The 18119-nt window shown below is 57.1% G+C and carries 17 protein-coding genes; 7 read left to right on the top strand and 10 right to left on the bottom strand.

Translation table 11 applies throughout. The features are described from left to right. Positions 1-2: 2 nt before the first annotated feature. From I9187_RS20610 to I9187_RS20580, 7 genes are read right to left on the bottom strand one after another with little or no spacing between them, the layout of a single operon-like run. Positions 3-758: an SDR family oxidoreductase gene (locus I9187_RS20610; RefSeq protein ID WP_171175759.1), complete on the bottom strand. Its 756-nt coding sequence runs from the start codon at positions 756-758 to the stop codon at positions 3-5. Then, positions 755-2269, bottom strand: coding sequence for an aldehyde dehydrogenase (NADP(+)) (locus I9187_RS20605; RefSeq protein WP_209509460.1), 1515 nt, complete (start codon positions 2267-2269; stop codon positions 755-757). Before I9187_RS20605 ends, I9187_RS20610 begins: the two co-directional genes overlap by 4 nt. 12 nt (positions 2270-2281) lie before the next feature. Continuing rightward, positions 2282-3394, bottom strand: coding sequence for a fumarylacetoacetate hydrolase family protein (locus tag I9187_RS20600; RefSeq protein WP_171175755.1), 1113 nt, complete (start codon positions 3392-3394; stop codon positions 2282-2284). Between the two features lies 1 nt (position 3395). Further along, entirely contained in the window at positions 3396-4226 is an 831-nt protein-coding gene (locus tag I9187_RS20595; RefSeq protein ID WP_171175753.1) for an amidohydrolase family protein, read from the bottom strand. Further along, positions 4223-4651: an RbsD/FucU family protein gene (locus I9187_RS20590; RefSeq protein ID WP_171175751.1), complete on the bottom strand. Its 429-nt coding sequence runs from the start codon at positions 4649-4651 to the stop codon at positions 4223-4225. The genes I9187_RS20595 and I9187_RS20590 overlap by 4 nt, the downstream gene beginning before the upstream one ends. After that, entirely contained in the window at positions 4641-5693 is a 1053-nt protein-coding gene (locus I9187_RS20585) for an aldo/keto reductase (RefSeq protein ID WP_171175749.1), read from the bottom strand. Before I9187_RS20585 ends, I9187_RS20590 begins: the two co-directional genes overlap by 11 nt. After that, on the bottom strand, positions 5690-6427 hold the full coding sequence (locus I9187_RS20580; protein ID WP_171175747.1) for a GntR family transcriptional regulator: 738 nt from the start codon (positions 6425-6427) through the stop codon (positions 5690-5692). The genes I9187_RS20585 and I9187_RS20580 overlap by 4 nt, the downstream gene beginning before the upstream one ends. 84 nt (positions 6428-6511) lie before the next feature. On the opposite strand from I9187_RS20580, the gene I9187_RS20575 reads away from it, so the two are divergent. The 4 genes from I9187_RS20575 to I9187_RS20560 are packed head-to-tail and all read left to right on the top strand — an operon-like array spanning position 6512 to position 11629. Beyond that, positions 6512-8065 (top strand): altronate dehydratase family protein, encoded by a 1554-nt coding sequence (locus tag I9187_RS20575; protein ID WP_171175745.1) that lies wholly within the window; start codon positions 6512-6514, stop codon positions 8063-8065. A gap of 41 nt (positions 8066-8106) precedes the next feature. After that, positions 8107-9633 (top strand): sugar ABC transporter ATP-binding protein, encoded by a 1527-nt coding sequence (locus tag I9187_RS20570; RefSeq protein WP_171175743.1) that lies wholly within the window; start codon positions 8107-8109, stop codon positions 9631-9633. Continuing rightward, positions 9630-10637 carry an ABC transporter permease gene (locus I9187_RS20565; RefSeq protein ID WP_170423121.1) on the top strand — a complete coding sequence of 336 codons (1008 nt, stop codon included), beginning with the start codon at positions 9630-9632 and terminating at the stop codon, positions 10635-10637. The genes I9187_RS20570 and I9187_RS20565 overlap by 4 nt, the downstream gene beginning before the upstream one ends. A 47-nt stretch (positions 10638-10684) precedes the next feature. Then, on the top strand, positions 10685-11629 hold the full coding sequence (locus tag I9187_RS20560) for an ABC transporter substrate-binding protein (RefSeq protein ID WP_209509458.1): 945 nt from the start codon (positions 10685-10687) through the stop codon (positions 11627-11629). A 64-nt stretch (positions 11630-11693) separates the two neighbouring features. Here the strand turns inward: I9187_RS20560 and I9187_RS20555 are convergent, their stop codons facing one another. The 3 genes from I9187_RS20555 to I9187_RS22030 all read right to left on the bottom strand — a co-directional run bounded on the left by I9187_RS20555 (position 11694) and on the right by I9187_RS22030 (position 14460). After that, the gene (locus I9187_RS20555) at positions 11694-12506 is read right to left on the bottom strand and encodes a helix-turn-helix domain-containing protein (protein ID WP_171722360.1); all 813 of its coding nucleotides are present in this window, start codon (positions 12504-12506) and stop codon (positions 11694-11696) included. A 113-nt stretch (positions 12507-12619) separates the two neighbouring features. Further along, positions 12620-13576: a substrate-binding domain-containing protein gene (locus I9187_RS20550; RefSeq protein ID WP_171175737.1), complete on the bottom strand. Its 957-nt coding sequence runs from the start codon at positions 13574-13576 to the stop codon at positions 12620-12622. A gap of 656 nt (positions 13577-14232) precedes the next feature. Then, positions 14233-14460 carry a hypothetical protein gene (locus I9187_RS22030; protein ID WP_245223341.1) on the bottom strand — a complete coding sequence of 76 codons (228 nt, stop codon included), beginning with the start codon at positions 14458-14460 and terminating at the stop codon, positions 14233-14235. 92 nt (positions 14461-14552) lie between these two features. Between I9187_RS22030 and I9187_RS20540 the strand changes: the two genes are divergently transcribed. The 3 genes from I9187_RS20540 to I9187_RS20530 are packed head-to-tail and all read left to right on the top strand — an operon-like array spanning position 14553 to position 17949. Beyond that, positions 14553-16127, top strand: coding sequence for a recombinase family protein (locus I9187_RS20540; RefSeq protein WP_348540167.1), 1575 nt, complete (start codon positions 14553-14555; stop codon positions 16125-16127). After that, entirely contained in the window at positions 16127-17038 is a 912-nt protein-coding gene (locus I9187_RS20535; protein WP_171175727.1) for a plasmid partitioning protein RepB C-terminal domain-containing protein, read from the top strand. Before I9187_RS20540 ends, I9187_RS20535 begins: the two co-directional genes overlap by 1 nt. Further along, a complete protein-coding gene (locus I9187_RS20530) occupies positions 17035-17949 on the top strand; it encodes a plasmid partitioning protein RepB C-terminal domain-containing protein (protein ID WP_171175724.1) in 915 nt (304 codons plus the stop codon). Before I9187_RS20535 ends, I9187_RS20530 begins: the two co-directional genes overlap by 4 nt. Positions 17950-18119 lie beyond the last annotated feature (170 nt).

The following is an 18119-nucleotide window of genomic DNA, read 5'->3' as shown; positions in this document are numbered from 1 at the left end:
GCTCAGATCGTCCAGCCGCCATCAATGGCAAAAGGCTGACCCGACGTGTATTTGCTTGCATCACTGGCTAAATACAGAGCCAGTTCTGCGATCTCTTCCGCGGTGCCAATTCGGCCCATCGGCTGACGGGCAATGAAATCAGTCATTGCCTTTTCGTAGTCTCCCGTGTCGCGCAGCCTGTCATGCAGGCTTGGGCTGTCAACGGTGCCGGGGCAAATCGCATTGCATCGGATGCCTTGAGTTACGAAATCGGCGGCCACGGATTTGGTCAAGCCAATTACCGCTGCCTTTGATGCACAATAGGCAAATCGGTTAGGTACGCCCTTTATGGATGATGCGACTGAAGACATATTGATGATTGACCCACCGCCGACTTCAAGCATTCCCGGAAGGGTCAGGCGGATCAGTCTGAACATGGCTTTGACGTTGAGGTCAAAGCTGAAGTCCCAATCCTGTTCTTCACACTCAAGGATAGAGCCTCCCGCAACATAGCCTGCGCAGTTAAACAGAATGTCCAGATTCGGCAGGTCGGCCGCAGCGGCTGTCACAGCTTCATTGTCTGTTACGTCCAGGTTGAGCTGTTCGATACCCGCGATGCCGCCCAATTCGGTTAGAGAAGCATCGTTGATGTCGCTGGCGATCACGCGTGCGCCTTCGGCCGCAAACAATTCGGCGGTTGCGCGGCCAATGCCTTGCCCGGCAGCTGTGATTAGGGCGGTTTTGCCTGCAAGCCGGTTCGATGGTTCGAATGTCGTCATTGGTTGCCTCGCAGTTTCTCGGGTAGAAGATCCGTTGGGATGTCCTGATAACAGACCGGCCGCAGAAAGCGCCGGATCGACAATGTGCCAACGGATGTTGCGCCAAAGTTGGTTGAGGCAGGGTAGGGGCCGCCGTGAACCATGCTGTCGCACACTTCAACGCCGGTCGGGAAGCTGTTGGCCAGTAGGCGGCCCGCCTTTCGTTCCAGCAGCGGAAGCAGCGCCTGAGCGTCGGGTCTGTCGCCTGCGTCCAGATGCAGTGTGCAGGTCAGTTGCCCCTCGATGGTGCGCGCGATCTGTTGCATTTGAGAGGTGTCATTCACGTGCACGATAATGCCCAATGGTCCGAAAACCTCTTCCTGCAGCTTGTGGTCGGCCAGCCAGTCATCGCCGGAAACAGCGAACAAGTAAGGCGCGGCATCGCGTGTCTCGCAACTGGTGCCCATGATCTTGGAAACACCTGTTCCGGCGGCGATGCGCGAAACGCCGTCGCGATAGGCTGCCGCAATTCCATCGGTCAGCATTGTCTGGTCAGCCACCGAAGACAACCCGGTCTCAGCTGCGGACTGAAACGCCTCAGCATCAGGCCCATCAATGATAACGGCAATGCCGGGATTGGTGCAGAACTGACCGGCGCCCATCGTCAGCGAAGCGGCCCAACCTGTGCCGATCTCGGCCCCTCGCGCGGCCGCTGCTTGCGGCAAGATAAACATTGGATTGACCGAGCCCAGCTCGCCAAAGAACGGAATGGGTTCATCCCGCTGCGCGCACAAATCAAACAATGCGCGTCCACCTCCAAGGCTGCCAGTGAAACCTACGGCCCGGATCAGAGGATGTTGCACCAGGCGCGTGCCCACGTCCCGTTTGCCGCCTTGAACCAGTGAAAACACTCCGGGATGAACCCCGGTCGCCTTGATGGCGGCGTCGATGGCCTGCGCCACGATCTCGCCCGTGCCGGGATGGGCCGAATGACCTTTAACGACAATCGGACATCCTGCGGCCAGTGCCGCGGCGGTATCGCCCCCAGCAACCGAGAAGGCCAATGGGAAGTTCGACGCGCCGAATACCGCAACAGGCCCCAGCGGGCGCTGGATCATGCGCAAGTCGGGGCGGGGCAAGGGTGCGCGATCCGGCATCGCCGGGTCATGGCGCATGTCCAGATAATCACCCGCTTCGATGTGATCGGCGAAGAGGCGCAGCTGGCCGACGGTACGGCCACGTTCCCCCTGCAGACGCGCCTCGGGCAAGCCGGTTTCCTGAGTGCCAATCTCGGTAATGGCATCTCCACGCGCGTCAATCTCCTCCGCGATTTTGCGCAGAAATGCGGCGCGCTCGGCGCGCGAGGACCAGCCGAAAGTGGCAAACGCTGCCTCGGCCGCTTCTACTGCGTTATCGACCAATGTCGCTGTCCCCACAGAAAAGTCATGGCTTGGTCCATGCGCAGGTTCGGATGCAAAAGTCGCATCTGCGTCGACCCATTCGCCGGCGATCAGGTGTTTTCCAGATAACATATTCGTTCTCACTTACAGCAGGCCGCGATGGGCGAGGTTTCGCATCAGGTGTGACGCCCCAAACGTCCATTCCGGGCATTCCGTCGACAGGCGCACGGTGTTGGTCAGTGCCCCAAGTTGTGCATTGGCGATGGTGACGACGTCGCCAAGTTTGTGTGTGAATCCACCGCCTGGGGTATCCCGGTCCTGGGTTGGGGCGAAGAGTGTGCCAAGAAACAGCATCAGCCCGTCAGGATATTGGTGGTGGCGTCCGATTGTCTGCTTCACAAGATCGGCAGGATCGCGGCTGATCTGGGACATCGATGAGCTGCCGTTCAGGACAAACCCATCCGGCCCGGTGACGGTCAGCGTCAGCTCAGCTTGACGTACATCGTCCAGTGTGAACCCAATATCGAACAACCGGATCATCTGTCCGATCGCGCAGGAGGCGTTGTTGTCCTTGGCTTTGCTCAACAACAGAGCTGAACGTCCTTCGACATCGCGCAGGTTCACATCATTGCCCAGCGTTGCGCCTTTGATCTCGCCTTTTGAGGTAACGGCCAGTACAACTTCGGGTTCGGGATTGTTCCAGGTTGAAACGGGGTGCAGTCCAATATCTGCACCGAAGCCGACTGACGAAAGTACCTGCGCCTTTGAAAACACCTCGGCATCTGGGCCGATCCCGACTTCCAGATACTGGCTCCAGAGGCCTTCAGCTATCAGTGCTTCTTTTACATCTGCGGCGGCGTCCGATCCCGGTACGATGTTGGAAAGGCTGTCCCCGATCCGGTCTCCGATGCGCGCGCGGATGGCATCGGCTTTGGCAGGATCGCCTGCGGCCTGTTCTTCGATCACACGTTCGACCATGGAGCCCGCAAATGTGACACCGCAGGCTTTAACCGCCTGCAGGTCGCACGGCGCGAGCCATTGGTGGTCGGCGTCAAAAGGGCCGATTTCTTCACCTTGTGCATTGCGCACATAGTCTGTCGCGTCTTCGCGTTCCAGAATGTCCCGGACGGTTGGTGCCGTTTTTGACGTTATATCGACAACCTGCCCATTGCGCAGGGTTACCACGCTGGGCCCAACCCCTGCACGCTCAACACGGCCGAGCCACAGCCCGTTTGGTTCCAATGTAGGTATGGTCATTTTAATCCCTGAGGTTATAGGCGCGGGTGGCATTGCCACCCATGATCGCCTGGCGTTCGTCGTTGCTCAGCTGGTTCAGGAGCGTATCGGTGGTTTCACACCAGCGCTCGTAGCTGCTGGCCAAGGTGCAAACCGGCCAATCGCTGCCCCAGATTAGACGCGACGGGCCGAAAGTGTTCAGCAGGTGATCCACGTAGGGGCGCAGGTCTTCGATCGTCCAATCTGCGGCAGCCTCGGTCACGAGGCCGGACAGCTTGCACCATGCGTTTGTATCCCGGGCCAAGGCCGACATGTTGTCGGACCAATCATGCAAGATTGCGTCTTTGATCAACGGTTTCGACCCATGGTCGATGACCACACGCAAGTCGGGGTAGCGCTGAAGAAGTTGTCTGAGCGGGCCCAGATGTTGGGGCAAGGTCAATGCATCGAATGTCAGGTCATACCGTTGGACAGCCTCGAAAGCTGGAGGCAGTGTGTCGCCGAGCATCCACAAAGGATCAGCAATGTCCTGTATCATCGGGCGAAGGCCAACCAGTGCTGGGTGGGCGGCCAAAGCAGCAATTTGCACGCCAACATCAACGGCTTCAAAATCAACCCAGCCGACAACACCTTTGATAAACGCATTTTGGTCAGCCAGCGAGAGCATGAATTTGGTCTCTGCCACTGTGGGTGCCGCCTGGACAAGGACCGTGCTATTGATCCCGGCAGCTTTGAGCAGGGGCATTAGGTCGTCTGGCGTGAAATCTCGGTAGATCGTGTCCAGAGCAGGCGTCAGCCAGCCATAGTCGCCGCGCGCCAAAGCCCAGAAATGCTGATGCGCGTCGATTCTCATCCGATCACACCCTTTTTTAGGATGATGTTGCCATAAAGCCTGCGCTCGCCTGTCTGAACGATGGCAAAAGCGTTGGCTGCACGGTCGTAGAATGCAAACCGTTCCAAGCCCTGAACTTTGGCCGGGTTGTCGGCAGTCTTGTCGATGATACTTTGAAAGTCCGCGACTGCGTCGGGAACCGCCTCCGGGTCGCCGACAACCTGCATGGTCAACGCCGGATCAGGAACGAAGGTGTCCAGCGGCATCACGGACAAAACAGCTTGCAACACTTCACTGGCCGAAGATCCATCCGCCCGGATGCAGTTCGGGCCGCTACTGGAACCCGGGAAGTTCGCGTCTGCTATGACGATTTCATCCCCGTGACCCATGGCCCTGAGGGTGTACAGGAGCTCCGGCGACAGGATCGGGTCGATGTTACGCAGCATCGGCGGCCTCGCTTGGCAGAGGCGCGTCCGGTCGGATCAGACCTTCGGATCGTAGATCCGACCAAAGACCAGGAGGAATGTCGCGCTCCATCAAGGCCACATTGGACTGGACTTCGGATGCGTTGACGGCTCCAGGCACCACTGTTTTGACGCACGGATGACCCAGAACAAATTGCAACGCCGCAGCGATCAACGGTGTGTTGTGGGCCGCGCAAACTGCTTCGATCTTACGGACCCGGTTTAGAATGTCTTCGGGCGCGTCTGCATAATTGTATTTAGCGCCGGGCACAGCTCCAGTGGCGAGAACGCCTGAATTGTAAGGTCCCCCGAGGATGATCCCGACATCGCGCTGCTCACATAATGGCAGGAAACTGTCGAGCGCTTCCTGCTCCAGCAGGGTATAGCGCCCGGCCAGCAGGAACCCGTCAAAATCCCCCAGTCCAAGCAGCCTTTCGCAGACCTGCCATTCGTTTACGCCCGCGCCGATTGCAGCGATCTCGCCTGCGTCGCGCAGTTCGGTTAGCGCTTTATAACCCCCGCCATCAAAAAGCTCGCGCACCTTGGCGTCCGACATTTCCTGGCTGCCCTGGCTGAAGACACAGACATCATGCACCAAAAGAATGTCAGAGTTGGCTACACCGATCCTGTCGCGGCTGGCCTCGTAAGACCGCATGACTCCGTCATAGGTATAGTCGAACACGATCCGTTTCTGTGGCACATCGACGAAGGCTTCGGGTGTCACCTCATGCGGTTCGCAATCCAGTAACAAGCGACCAATCTTGGTTGAGAGTTGAATGTTCTCGCGACCGAACCGGTCGATCGCCTGCCCAAACCGATGTTCTGACCGGCCAAGCCCATATTGCGGCGCGGTGTCAAAAAATCGGATGCCTGCATCATAGGCGGCCTGCAACGCCGCCTGCGCGTCCTCATCCGAGACTTTGCGATACAGGTTCCCCAACGGCGCCCCGCCAAAACCCATGCGGGTCAGGGGAACAGGCCGTGTGGTACGGTTGTTCAGTAATTCTGTCTGGGAAACGATCATCCTGCCTCGCTATTCGACTGTGGAGTAAGGTTGAACAAATCGGGATTTTGCTTTTCCAGTTGTTCGATGCGCGGCATCAACTGCCCAAGATGGGTACGCATAGCGTCCTGCGCAGCCTGTTCGTCGCGATTGCTTATTGCTTCGAAAATCGCCCGGTGTTCTGCCAATGTCTCAGCTATTCGGCCGGGTGTCGGCAGCAGCAACATACGGGCGCGGCTGACCTGCAACGATACGGTTTGCGCAACGTCCGCAAGACGGCGGAATCCGGTGAACTCCATCAGTAAGCCGTGGAACTCTTCGTCTGCCTGATAAAAGCCAGGGATGTCCTCATCCTCGATCAGCAGTTCCTGCAGACGCATGTTGCGGCTCAACCGTTTGCGCTGATCGTCGGTCAGATCGCGTGCGACCTTCGCGACGGTTGCAAGCTCAAGCGCCTCGCGCAGGAAAGCGCCTTCGCGAATTTCATCCATCGAGAAATAGGACACGCGGGTGCCGGATTGCGGCACCACATCCACCAGCCCTTCGGAGGCCAGACGCGCGATCGCGTCGGCAACAGGTGCTCGAGATACGCCCAATCTCTCGCACACTGGCGCCTTCCGGAGATTCGCCCCGGGAGGGAAATCAAGCGAGAGAATCGCCTGTTTCAAAGAGTGGTGAACCCGTTGAGTCAGTGGCCCTTCGATAGTCGTGATCTCGGGCAGCAGCGCAGCATCAATATCTTGGTGTTTGTTCATGCTGAGCAATTTAGCATTCTAACATGTTAGTTGACAAGTAGTGATTTTGGATTTAGCAACATTGGCCAAGCAAGCGGGGAAGAGATGCAAGCACACGGCGGCATAGATGTTTTGGAAGAGGCGACGCGCGACGTCGTGAAGCTTAATCCGCAGGACAATATCGTCATTGCTTTGCGCGACCTGCAGGCGGGTGAACAACCAGCGCATGTTCCAGTGCCCTTGACCGCGTCTGTCACCCGCGGTCACAAGATTGCGGTGTCATCAATCCAGGCTGGCGAAAACGTTGTTCGCTATGGCCAGATTATCGGGCAGGCTAAATGTGATATCGCACCGGGTGAACATATCCACGTGCACAACCTTGGCATGGGGGCGCATCAGCAAGACTACGCACATGCCAGCGCGAACGCGCCACTGCCTGCTCTGACTGAAGAGCGGACATTCGACGGATACCATCGCACCGACGGTAAGGTGGGAACCCGAAACTACATCGGTATTCTGACCACCGTGAATTGTTCGGGGTCCGTGGCGCGCTTCATCGCTGAGGCGGCGGAAAAATCCGGGCTGCTGGACAGCTTCCCAAATGTGGATGGCGTGGTGCCTATTGTGCATGGGACCGGCTGCGGAATGTCCGGCAAGGATGAGGGTTATGCCACCCTGTTCCGAACCCTGTCCGGGTACGCCCAGCATCCGAATTTCGGGGGTATCCTGCTGATTGGTCTGGGGTGTGAGGTCATGCAGGTCGCAGACCTGGTTGGCGGTCGTCCAATCCGCGCTAACGGTGCCCTGCGCTACATGACTATTCAGAATGAGGGCGGAACGCGGCGCACAATCGAGCGGGGGCTCGAAGAACTGCGAGGCATCGCCGAACTGGCCAATCAAGCCGAACGCGCCCCCGCTCCGATCAGTGCCATTACGGTCGGCATGCAATGTGGCGGCTCGGACGGATATTCGGGGATCACTGCGAATCCCGCGCTGGGGTATGCCTCGGATCTGCTGGTGCGCCACGGGGGCACGACGATCCTGTCGGAAACCTCGGAAATCTACGGGGCAGAGCATCTGCTGACGCGGCGGGCCGAAACGGTCGAAGTTGGTGAAAAGCTGATCGAACGTATCCACTGGTGGGAGGACTACACCGCCCGCAACTGCGGTGAGATGGACAACAACCCGAGCCCCGGCAACAAGCGCGGTGGCCTGACAACCATTCTTGAAAAATCGCTGGGAGCCGTTGCCAAAGGAGGCACAGCTCCTCTGCGCGACGTCTACAAATTCGGTGAGATGGTAGACAAGCACGGGTTTGTCTTCATGGACAGCCCCGGTTTTGATCCGTGTTCGGTGACCGGACAAGTGGCCTCGGGCGCGAACCTGATCGTGTTCACCACTGGGCGCGGGTCGGTGTCCGGATATCAGCCGACGCCTTGTATCAAACTGGCCACCAATTCCGAGATGTATGCCCGAATGGCCGACGATATGGACCTGAACTGCGGTGACATCGTGACCAACGGGATCAGCATCGAGGCAAAAGGCGAAGAGCTGTTTGAAATGCTCATCCGCGTCGCCTCGGGAGAAAAGACCAAAAGCGAGGAACTTGGCTTTGGGGGCGTTGAATTCGTCCCCTGGCAAATCGGCGCGGTGATGTAAACCGCGTTGGGCCCAAGGGAGAGGGGCACATGGGAGGGAAAATGAATAAATTGGTCGAAATGACGGGGATTGATAAGTTCTTCCCCGGCGTGCACGCGCTGAAATCCGTGCAGTTCGATCTTGAACCGGGCGAAGTTCACGCGCTGATGGGGGAGAACGGGGCCGGGAAAAGTACGCTGATGAAGATCCTGTCGGGTATCTATCAGCGCGATGGTGGGACGCTGAAGATCGAAGGGCGCGAAGTTAGTCCGACAACCCCGCGTGAAGCACAGGATCTGGGCGTCGGGATCATCCATCAGGAACTGAGCCTGATGAATGACCTGACTGTCGCTCAGAACATTTTCATCGGGCGAGAACCGCGCAAGAGTTTTGGTCGTTTGGATGAGGCTGCGCTGAATGCGCAGACAGCCGAAATCTTTGCTTCGATGAATCTCAGCCTCGATCCCAGGGCGCCGGTGGGCAACCTGACCATCGCAAAACAGCAGATGGTCGAGATCGCCAAGGCACTGTCCTTTCGGTCCAAAGTGCTCATCATGGACGAGCCTACGGCGGCCCTGAATGACGCCGAAATTGCCGAGCTGTTCGTCATCATTCGCCGCCTCAAGGCCGAGGGCGTTGGTATCGTTTACATCAGCCACAAGATGGACGAGCTCAAGCAGATCTCGGATCGCGTGACGGTCATGCGTGATGGGGAATATGTCGGAACAGTTGGTGCTGCCGAAACCCCCATCAGCCAGATCATTGCCATGATGGTCGGCCGTGAGGTCAAAGAAGAACCGCTGGACGTGCCCGATCTGGGTGATGCTGAGATGTCTCTGCAGGTCACCGGGCTGAGCCGGAGCAACGAAATTCAGGACGTCAGTTTCTCGGTCCAAAAGGGTGAAATTCTGGGCTTTGCCGGTCTGATGGGCGCAGGTCGTACCGAGGTTGCACGGGCTATCTTCGGGGCCGACCCCAAGGATAGCGGAGAAATCCGGGTACATGGTCAGGTGGTGTCGATCAAATCACCCACCGACGCCGTCAAAGCGGGGATCGGATACCTTTCCGAAGACCGAAAGCACTTCGGCCTCGCCACTGGTATGAACGTGCGCGACAACATCGCGCTTGCCTCGATGGACCTGTTCACCGGCGCAGGCGGAGTTCTGCATGATGGAGACATCAGCGACACCGCAAAAAGCTACATCCAGCAATTGGGCATTCGAACACCATCGGATGTGCAGGAGGTTCGCCTGCTGTCAGGCGGCAACCAGCAGAAAGTTGTCATCGCCAAATGGCTGCTGCGTGACTGCGATATTCTGATCTTTGACGAACCCACCCGCGGCATCGACGTCGGCGCAAAATCCGAGATTTACAAGCTGCTGGAAGAACTGGCGGGACAGGGCAAGACGATCATCGTGATCTCATCCGAACTGCCCGAAATCATGCGCCTCAGCCATCGCATCGCCGTGATGTGTGAAGGGCGACTGACCGGCATTCTGCCCGGCGGAAAAGACACCACACAAGAAGACATCATGCATCTGGCCACGCAACGTGCGGCGGCGATGCAGGTAACAGGGACAGTCCAATGACCACAGCAACCGACATCGAAAAGAAAAAGCCACTCTCGGGCCTTGCGGACAGTGGCGCGTATCAAAAGCTGTTGGCCTTTGCCAGTTTGATCGTTCTGCTGATCGGCTTTTCCATTGCATCACCCAACTTCATGCAGACCTCGAACATGATCGCCATTCTGCAGGCAACGTCGGTCAACGGCGTTCTGGCCGTCGCAGCAACGCTGGTCATTATCACGGGTGGGATTGATCTGTCCGTTGGTACGCTGATGACCTTCTGCGCCGTGATCGCGGGCGTGGTGTTAACGTATCTCGGCATGCCCTTGCTGTTGGGCGTTGCCGCAGCCATTGCGGCGGGCGCATTTTGCGGACTTTGCTCAGGCACTTTCGTCGCGAAAATGAAAATTCCGCCTTTCATCGCCACGCTTGGGATGATGCTGATCCTTAAAGGCCTGTCGCTGGTGATCTCGGGGACGCGGCCAATATATTTCAACGACACGCCGGGCTTCGACCTGATTTCGCGCGGGTCACTGATCGGAGAGGTTTTCCCTTCGCTGCCCATCCCCAACGGTGTGCTGATCCTGTTCCTTGTGGCCATCGCGGCATCGTACATTCTGGGGCGCACGGTTCTGGGCCGTTATACATTTGCGCTTGGCTCAAATGAGGAAGCGGTGCGTCTGTCCGGCGTGAACACCGACATGTGGAAGATGCGCATTTATGCGCTGGCCGGAGCGATCTGCGGCATCGCCGGAATCTTGATCGCCTCGCGCCTGAACTCGGCGCAACCGGCATTGGGGCTGGGTTACGAGCTGGAAGCGATCGCCGCCGTGGTGATCGGCGGCACGTCCCTGTCCGGCGGGCGCGGCACCATTCTGGGCACGCTGATTGGCGCCCTGATCATGGCGGTGCTGACCAACGGATTGCGTGTGCTGTCCGTCGCGCAGGAATGGCAGACCGTTGTGACCGGCGCAATCATCATCCTGGCCGTCTATGCCGATATGGCACGGCGCAAGAAATCGGGATGACCAAGCAGCTAATTCAAAGACCAAAACGACCAACTGGAGGAGAAAACATGTTATCACGTCGTTTCATTCTGGGTGCGCTGAGTGCAGCCACCCTGGCAGGACCCGCCTCGATGGCGGCGGCCGAAGAGATCTACATCCCGCTGGTATCCAAAGGCTTCCAGCATCAGTTCTGGCAGGCCGTGAAGTCGGGTGCGGAGCAGGCGGCTGACGAATTTGATGTCACCATCACGTTCGAAGGCCCGGACAATGAGACCATGGTGGACCGTCAGATCGACATGCTGGCTGCCGCTCTGGCCAACAACCCCAAAGCCATTGGTTTTGCCGCTCTGGATAGCCAAGCTGCAATCCCGCTTTTGAAGCAGGCCAACGAAAAGGGCATTCCGATCATTGCTTTCGACAGCGGCGTTGACAGTGACATTCCGCTTTCAACCGCGACAACGGACAACCTGGCAGCAGCCGGACTCGCAGCCGACAAGATGGCAGAGAAAATTGGTGGCAAGGGCAAAGTCGCAGTTGTCGCGCATGACCAGACCAGCCGCACCGGCATCGATCGTCGCGACGGCTTCGTGAACCGAATGGCCGAGAAATACCCGGATATCGAAGTTGTCACGGTTCAGTACGGCCAGGGCGACCACCTGAAATCGACCGAAGTCACCAAGGCGATCCTGACGGCGAACCCTGATCTGAATGGCATCTTCGGCACCAACGAAGGTTCGGCCATCGGTGTTGTGAACGGCGTTCAGGAACTGGGCACCGAGGGTTTGATCATCATCGGCTATGACAGCGGTAAAGCCCAGAAAGACGCAATCAAGAGCGGTCTGATGGCCGGCGCGATCACGCAAAACCCGGTCGGCATCGGCTACGAGACGGTGAAGGCAGCGGTGGCGGCTCTGAACGGGGAAGAGGTTTCAGGTCTGATCGACACAGGCTTCTACTACTACGATGCCTCGAACATTGACGACCCGAAGATCTCGGCCGTTCTGTACGACTAAGTACCACCACTCACGCTGTCCGGCCTGTCTTTTGGGCGGGCCGGATGGTTTCATCTGCAGATTTTCAGGTGAATTGATACCAAGGCGTGCGGGGCAGGGGCATTCGGGTCGCTACGCTGGCTTGCAATTGAGCCGCCGTCGTTTTTAGCGCATCAATGACAAATTCGCGGCGGTTGTCGATCAGGGCGGAAGCGAAATGCGGAATCGTCAGTGAAGCGATCACGGATTGTCCCATACCATGACGGATAGGTGTCGAAATCTCGCTTATGGCGTTGCTCTCGGGGCTGCCGAGCGAAATGTAGTTCTGATCGGCGCAGACTGCCGCTTGATCAGAAAACTCTTGCAGAGAGTCTGGGTTTTCCTCCGATGAAATTTTGCGAAGATAGGCTAAGCGATCTTCGCGTGAGGAAATTTCCGAAAGAAAACACGCCCCGGCCGATGTCTGAAACACGGGCGTTGTGTAACCGACTTGCACCGTGACACCGTAGTTCTGGGACGATGAGACACTGTTGATCACAATCAGCTCGTCTTTTCCATTGGGCACCCAAAGGTGGTTTGACAGTTCGATCTCTTCGGCCAAACGGTTCATATAGGGCTCAGCCAATTCCGCGAGTTTGCTGTTGTCTGTGCGGTCTCCACCCAGCAAAGCAAGCTTTCCAGTTAGTTTGAACAGGTCACCTTCCTGGCGGTCGATGTACCCGCGTTCCTCCAGCACGATCATCATGCGAAAGATTTCGTTCTTCGATCGGCCAATACCCTGCGCAAGCTGAGAAAGGGTAGGGGCAGTGTCCGACAAAGAAAGAAACTCAAGAATATCCAATCCCTTCTCCAAAGCGGGAGCCGAGTACTTTTGGAGTTTCGTTTTTTGCTCGGACATTCGCGGCACCTTTTTTCGAAGCTTTCTCAAAAAAGACAGCAGGGGCGCAAGCCCCTGCGTGTCCGACCGGCCACCCCGACAGGGAGGAGAAAGGAAACCGGCCTGATTGGTCCTTACAGGCCGTTTTTCTTCAGGATTTCTCCTGCGTTATCGGCAGTGATTGCCTCGGTGCCCATGACGACCGACTTTGGCACCTCTTCGCCTTTCAGGTGTTTCAGTGCCTGACGAAGACCTTCGGCACCGGGAGTTGGATACAGGAATGTGGCCGACAGTTCGCCATTGGCGACCCAGGTCACGCCTTCACCTGGCAAAGCGTCAACACCGATGAAGATGATGTCATCCGCGCGGCCAGCGTCCTTGGCGGCCAGATATGCACCATAAGCCATCGGATCGTTGTGGCCGTAAACCATTGTGATGTCTTCGTAGTTGCGGAGGGCGGTCGACATGATGTCGTACGCCTGATCCTGTTTCCAATCGCCCGACTGCTGATCAAGCAGGAAGGTCACGCCTTCTTCGCCTTCAAACGCCTCATGGAAACCATTTGCGCGGTCATGGGCAGCTTGTGTTCCCAGGCCTCCCCAGATCTCAATGATGGTGCCTTTTGCTGCACCCGCACCGCCCAGCTGGTCCAGCGCAAACTTACCGGCTTCGCGGCCGATCAGTTCGTTGTCGCCGCCGACCCATTGAACGAACTTTTCGGTGTCCACGTTGCGGTCCAGAACAAAGACAGGGATGCCAGCGTCTGTTGCCTGCTCGACCACACCGGTCAGACCAGCGGATTCCTTGGGCGAGATCAGGATCGCGTCAACTTCCTGACGGATAAAGTTCTCAACATCGGCCACCTGCTTTTCGGTGCGGTCGTTGGCGTCCGCAATGATCAGCTCGACATTGTCGTGCTGGTCCGCTTCGGCACGCAGATCCTTGTTGAATTGGACACGCCAGGGCTCAACTGTGGTTACCTGCGAAAAACCGATCACATAGTTGTCAGCCGCAAGTACCATCGAGGCCGAAAACGAGGTTACGAGCGCGGTGGCGGCCATCAGGCCCTTGCCAAATACTCTTCTTTTCATAGTCTACTCCTTAGTCATGATGCGGGTTTCTCCAAATTCCCGCGTTCTGATTGCTCTAACCTTGGTCCGCCAAGATCTGAGGTTAGAGCCTCCTCCCTCTGCCGAGGCGCTCTTTCGCCATGACAAAGATCTCTTCAAATCGCCCTTCCTGAAGCAGGACGGCGACCACGATGATGATGGCTGTGCTTGCAGTTTGCAGCTAGCTAGTCTGCACAAGTTTCCCTGTTAACAGGGAAAATACAGGGAAAACTAGCGACTTCACCGATTTTTGGGGCTTAGCACCTAGATTACTTCTGATAAAACAAAGGGTTGGGTACGATTTCCCTAAGACTGGTAACAGGGAAAATATAAGTAGCTATTAGCGAAATTTTTCCAAGGAACAGGGACGCGAACAACTAATTCGAATGAAGCAAATGGCGTCTGATTTGAAGAAGGGAGAATGTTTCACGCTGTTGTCGGCAGCTGCGCCCCGATTAGCCCCTCACATCAGTTATCCTGGTCAAATTTATCGTCGACGCCAAGTTGGCGCACTGCATCAAGCAGATCCAATATAGCCTCCTCTGCCACAGCGAGCTTGACTGCCACCATCAGATCATCGCGGCCTGCCATCGCCAGAAAAGTCCCCAGTACTTCATCAGAGTGCCGCGCCAATGAGATTAAATGGGTTCCGCTCGGGCATAGTTTCCCGAGAACCAGTTCTTTACAGTCTTCTCATTGGCTCCCGTCCAAACCGCCACGGTCTTCACACCAGCCCGGCTGTCGCCAAGCGACCGCTTCAGTGCCGAGGCGACTTCATCGGCAAAGCAGCCACTCGTCTGTTGCCTCCCAACTTCATTATATTTATTTTCCTTTGGAAAGAACTTGCCCTTTTTCGGAAACGACATTCCACACTCCTTCGCTTTAAATGAATGCGAAGAATTCAGCCGTTGATTCTGACGGTAGCGATAGATTTGACCGAATAGTAAGGAGATGGTTTGTGAAAGGTCGATGGGCGCCGCATTCTAACAATAGTAACGAGCTGCCCGAATCCGACGTGCCGGCTGTCGCCTATATACGGATGTCGACCGACCACCAGAAATATTCTACCGAAAACCAGCTGGACATCATACGGAACTACGCCACAGCACGGGGCCTGCAGATCTTGCGCGTTTTTGAGGACTCCGGTCGATCCGGGTTGCGGTTGGACGGTCGCGAGGCTTTGCAGAACCTGATGGCAGAGGTCCGAACCGGTCACGCGGATTTCAAGGCCATTCTGGTCTATGACGTTAGTCGCTGGGGTCGGTTTCAGGATGCTGATGAAGGGGCGTATCACGAGCATGTTTGCTCCCGCGCGGGGATCCGTGTTCACTATTGCGGCGAGCAGTTTGAAAACGACGGCAGTATCGGTTCAAACCTGCTGAAAACTGTCAAGCGGGTGATGGCGGGCGAGTACAGCCGTGAGCTTTCTGTGAAAGTGTTCGCCGGGCAGTGCAGGCTGGTCGAGCTTGGCTATCGCCAGGGCGGTGCGGCCGGATACGGCCTGCGTCGGTTGCTCATCGACGAACAGGGCAATCCGAAGGGTGAATTATCCCGCGGCGAACAGAAGAGCCTTCAGACCGACCGTGTTACTCTTGTGCTGGGCCCTCGTCACGAACAGGACCTCGTGCGACGCATGTACCGGATGTTTGTCGAGGATGGCCAATCGGAGCGTGAGATTGCGGAAACCCTGAATGCCGAAGGGCATCGGACAGATCTTGAGCGACCATGGTCCCGGGCATCGGTGCACCAGATCCTGACCAACGAAAAATACATCGGCAACAACGTTTACAATAAGGTGTCCTTCAAGTTGAAGCAGCGCCGCGTTGTGAATCCCCGGGAGATGTGGATTCGCGCTGAGGGTGTCTATCCGGCTATTGTGGATGAAGTGCTGTTCCTGCGTGCACGCGAAATCGTTGACGCGCGCAGTCAGCATTTCACGGACGAAGAATTGCTCGAAGCTCTGCGCAGTGTTCTGCAAAAGAAAGGCGTTTTGTCCGGACTGATCATCGATGAACAGGACAACCTGCCGTCGTCCAGCACATTCCGTAGCCGGTTTGGCAGTCTGCTGCGCGCCTACCAGATGATAGGTTACGAGCCGGAGCGCGATTATCGCTACATCGAGGTCAACAGGGCCTTGCGGCAGGCTCATCCGGGGATTGTAGCGCAGATCGTTGAAGGTGTCGCAATGGGTGGCGGAATGGCCGTGCAGGATCCGAACACAGGCTTGATCCGCATCAACGATGAATTCACTGCATCGGTGGTGCTTTCCCGCTGCTTTGAAACTCAGGGCGGGTCCCTGCGATGGCGAATTCGTCTTGATACTGGCCTCGTTCCCGACATTACGATTGCCGTGAGGATGGATGAATTGAACGAATTACCGCGGGATTACTACCTGTTGCCGAGCATCGACATGACCATGGCCAGACTTCGGTTGGCCGAACAAAACGGACTATCGCTCGATGCCTATCGCTTTGACACGTTGGATTATTTCTACGCGCTCGCTGGCCGGGTCCAGATCACGGAGGCCGCCTGATGACCGACAACGCTCACGTTATTGCCCAAAAGCACGTCACGCTTATCCCCATTGACCGAATTCGCATTCTCAATCCCCGTGTACGCAACCGACGCACCTTTGAAGAAATGGTGGAAAACATAGCAAAGATTGGTCTGAAACGACCGATTACCGTGGCGCTACGCGCCGGAGCAGAACCTGCGGAATATGATCTCGTCTGTGGACAGGGTCGGCTCGAGGCGTTCATGGAGCTTAAACAGGATGTTATCCCTGCTATCATTATCGAAGCCGATGAGAGCGACTGTCTTGTCATGAGTCTCGTGGAGAACTGTGCGCGCCGCCAGCACAACCCGATCGACCTGATGCGCGAGATCGGCAATCTTCGGAAGCGCGGATACAACGACCGCCAGATCGCAAACAAGATAGGTGTCACCTCGGATTACGTCGGCATGATCGCGGGGCTTCTGGAACGTGGAGAAGAACGACTGGTCTCAGCTGTGGAAACTGGACTTCTGCCGCTGAATCTCGCCATCGACATTTCGAAGACAGATGCCGAGGGCGGTCAACGGGCTCTAATGGACGCCTACACCCAGAAGAAACTGCGCGGAAAGAAGCTGGCCGCTGTGCGCCGTCTCATCCAGCAACGTGATGTACGGGGCCCGCACCTTCATAGAAACCGCTATGGCCGAAGCGACGGCGCCAAACGGCGTCTGACAAGCGACGCGCTCGTTCGTGCTTATCAACAGGAAGCGGAGCGCCAGAAGATACTTATTAAAAAGGCCGAGCTGACGCAGGGCCGCCTGATGTTCGTCGTGGAGGCGTTTCGTGCGTTGCGCGATGATGATCACTTCGTGACGCTTCTGCGCGCGGAAGGGTTGGACACCCTGCCCACATATCTCAGTCAATCGCTGGACGCAGGAGCGGCCGAATGAGCCGAGGCAAGCGCAAAACCCCGGGCGCGGTTGCTCTCGGTTTTGAGAGTGATTGCGTTACTTTACCGGTAGAGGCTGTCTTGCCCGTTAAGGCGTTAAGCGCATCGGTCAAATCCAGCCGCAAGTACCGCCAGATCACCGCGTCGATCAAAGAGGTTGGCTTGGTCGAACCGCCGGTGGTCACGCGATCTATGGGTGAGCATGATACCTACATGCTGCTCGATGGACACATCCGGATCGAGGTGCTGAAAGAACTCGGCATAAAGCGGGTCGAATGCCTAATTTCCACGGACGACGAGGCTTTCACCTACAATAAGCGGATCAGCCGACTTGCACCGATCCAGGAGCATAAGATGATCCGCAAGGCTATCGAGCGCGGGGTCTCCGAGGAAAAGATCGCCCTTGCGCTGGATCTCAATCCTCGCAGCATTGTGCGCAAGGCAAGGTTGCTGGACGGTATCTGCGAAGAGGCAGTGGGCCTTCTGAAGGACAAACACTGCGCGACGGCTGTGTTCGAGACACTGCGCAAGATGAAGGCAGTGCGCCAGATCGAGGCGGCCGAGCTGATGATCAACGTGAACAACTACACTCCGGCATACATCTCGGCAATCCTTGTGGGAACGCCTCAGGCTCAGTTGGTGGACACGAAAAAGCCTAAGAAGAAGGGAATTACTCCCGAGGCTATGGAGCGCATGGAAGAGGAACTGGCCCGACTGCAGGAAGGTATCACCTCGATTCAGGACTCTTATGGGAAGGATCATCTGCAGCTGACTGTCGTAAAAGGGTATTTGGGAAAGCTGCTCCAGAACGCCCGTATCGTCCGGTACCTCATGCAGCACCGACCGGAATTTCTCGCGGAATTCCAAGCTATCACCGAGATGGCTTCCACCCCGCCACCCGAGGCGCAATAGGCGAAGTAATCAGAACTGAAGGGGACCCGGACCCGATAAGCGCGGGGACCGCAGGAGACGCCGGACGGCGGGTCGGATCGAGCGCGGGGGTGGGGATGGCGGCGAACCCGTTCGGAGCCCACCAGGTCGGCCGAGTTTTCGCCGACTGCGCAACCGATCATGTGGTTGCG

The sequence above is a fragment of the Ruegeria sp. HKCCE4148 genome, assembly GCF_017872495.1.
In the GTDB taxonomy this organism is placed as follows: domain Bacteria; phylum Pseudomonadota; class Alphaproteobacteria; order Rhodobacterales; family Rhodobacteraceae; genus Ruegeria.
The sequence above is the reverse complement of the archived record's forward strand: the minus strand, read 5'-3'. Positions and strand labels throughout refer to the sequence as shown.

Coding starts and splice junctions, on each gene's coding strand:
- I9187_RS20590 (WP_171175751.1), bottom strand. CDS start 4,651: ATGCTGCGTAACATCGACCCGATCCTGTCGCCGGAGCTCCTGTACACC.
- I9187_RS20565 (WP_170423121.1), top strand. CDS start 9,630: ATGACCACAGCAACCGACATCGAAAAGAAAAAGCCACTCTCGGGCCTT.
- I9187_RS20570 (WP_171175743.1), top strand. CDS start 8,107: ATGAATAAATTGGTCGAAATGACGGGGATTGATAAGTTCTTCCCCGGC.
- I9187_RS22030 (WP_245223341.1), bottom strand. CDS start 14,460: ATGTCGTTTCCGAAAAAGGGCAAGTTCTTTCCAAAGGAAAATAAATAT.
- I9187_RS20580 (WP_171175747.1), bottom strand. CDS start 6,427: ATGAACAAACACCAAGATATTGATGCTGCGCTGCTGCCCGAGATCACG.
- I9187_RS20555 (WP_171722360.1), bottom strand. CDS start 12,506: ATGTCCGAGCAAAAAACGAAACTCCAAAAGTACTCGGCTCCCGCTTTG.
- I9187_RS20535 (WP_171175727.1), top strand. CDS start 16,127: ATGACCGACAACGCTCACGTTATTGCCCAAAAGCACGTCACGCTTATC.
- I9187_RS20600 (WP_171175755.1), bottom strand. CDS start 3,394: ATGACCATACCTACATTGGAACCAAACGGGCTGTGGCTCGGCCGTGTT.
- I9187_RS20605 (WP_209509460.1), bottom strand. CDS start 2,269: ATGTTATCTGGAAAACACCTGATCGCCGGCGAATGGGTCGACGCAGAT.
- I9187_RS20595 (WP_171175753.1), bottom strand. CDS start 4,226: ATGAGAATCGACGCGCATCAGCATTTCTGGGCTTTGGCGCGCGGCGAC.
- I9187_RS20585 (WP_171175749.1), bottom strand. CDS start 5,693: ATGATCGTTTCCCAGACAGAATTACTGAACAACCGTACCACACGGCCT.
- I9187_RS20575 (WP_171175745.1), top strand. CDS start 6,512: ATGCAAGCACACGGCGGCATAGATGTTTTGGAAGAGGCGACGCGCGAC.
- I9187_RS20610 (WP_171175759.1), bottom strand. CDS start 758: ATGACGACATTCGAACCATCGAACCGGCTTGCAGGCAAAACCGCCCTA.
- I9187_RS20530 (WP_171175724.1), top strand. CDS start 17,035: ATGAGCCGAGGCAAGCGCAAAACCCCGGGCGCGGTTGCTCTCGGTTTT.
- I9187_RS20560 (WP_209509458.1), top strand. CDS start 10,685: ATGTTATCACGTCGTTTCATTCTGGGTGCGCTGAGTGCAGCCACCCTG.
- I9187_RS20550 (WP_171175737.1), bottom strand. CDS start 13,576: ATGAAAAGAAGAGTATTTGGCAAGGGCCTGATGGCCGCCACCGCGCTC.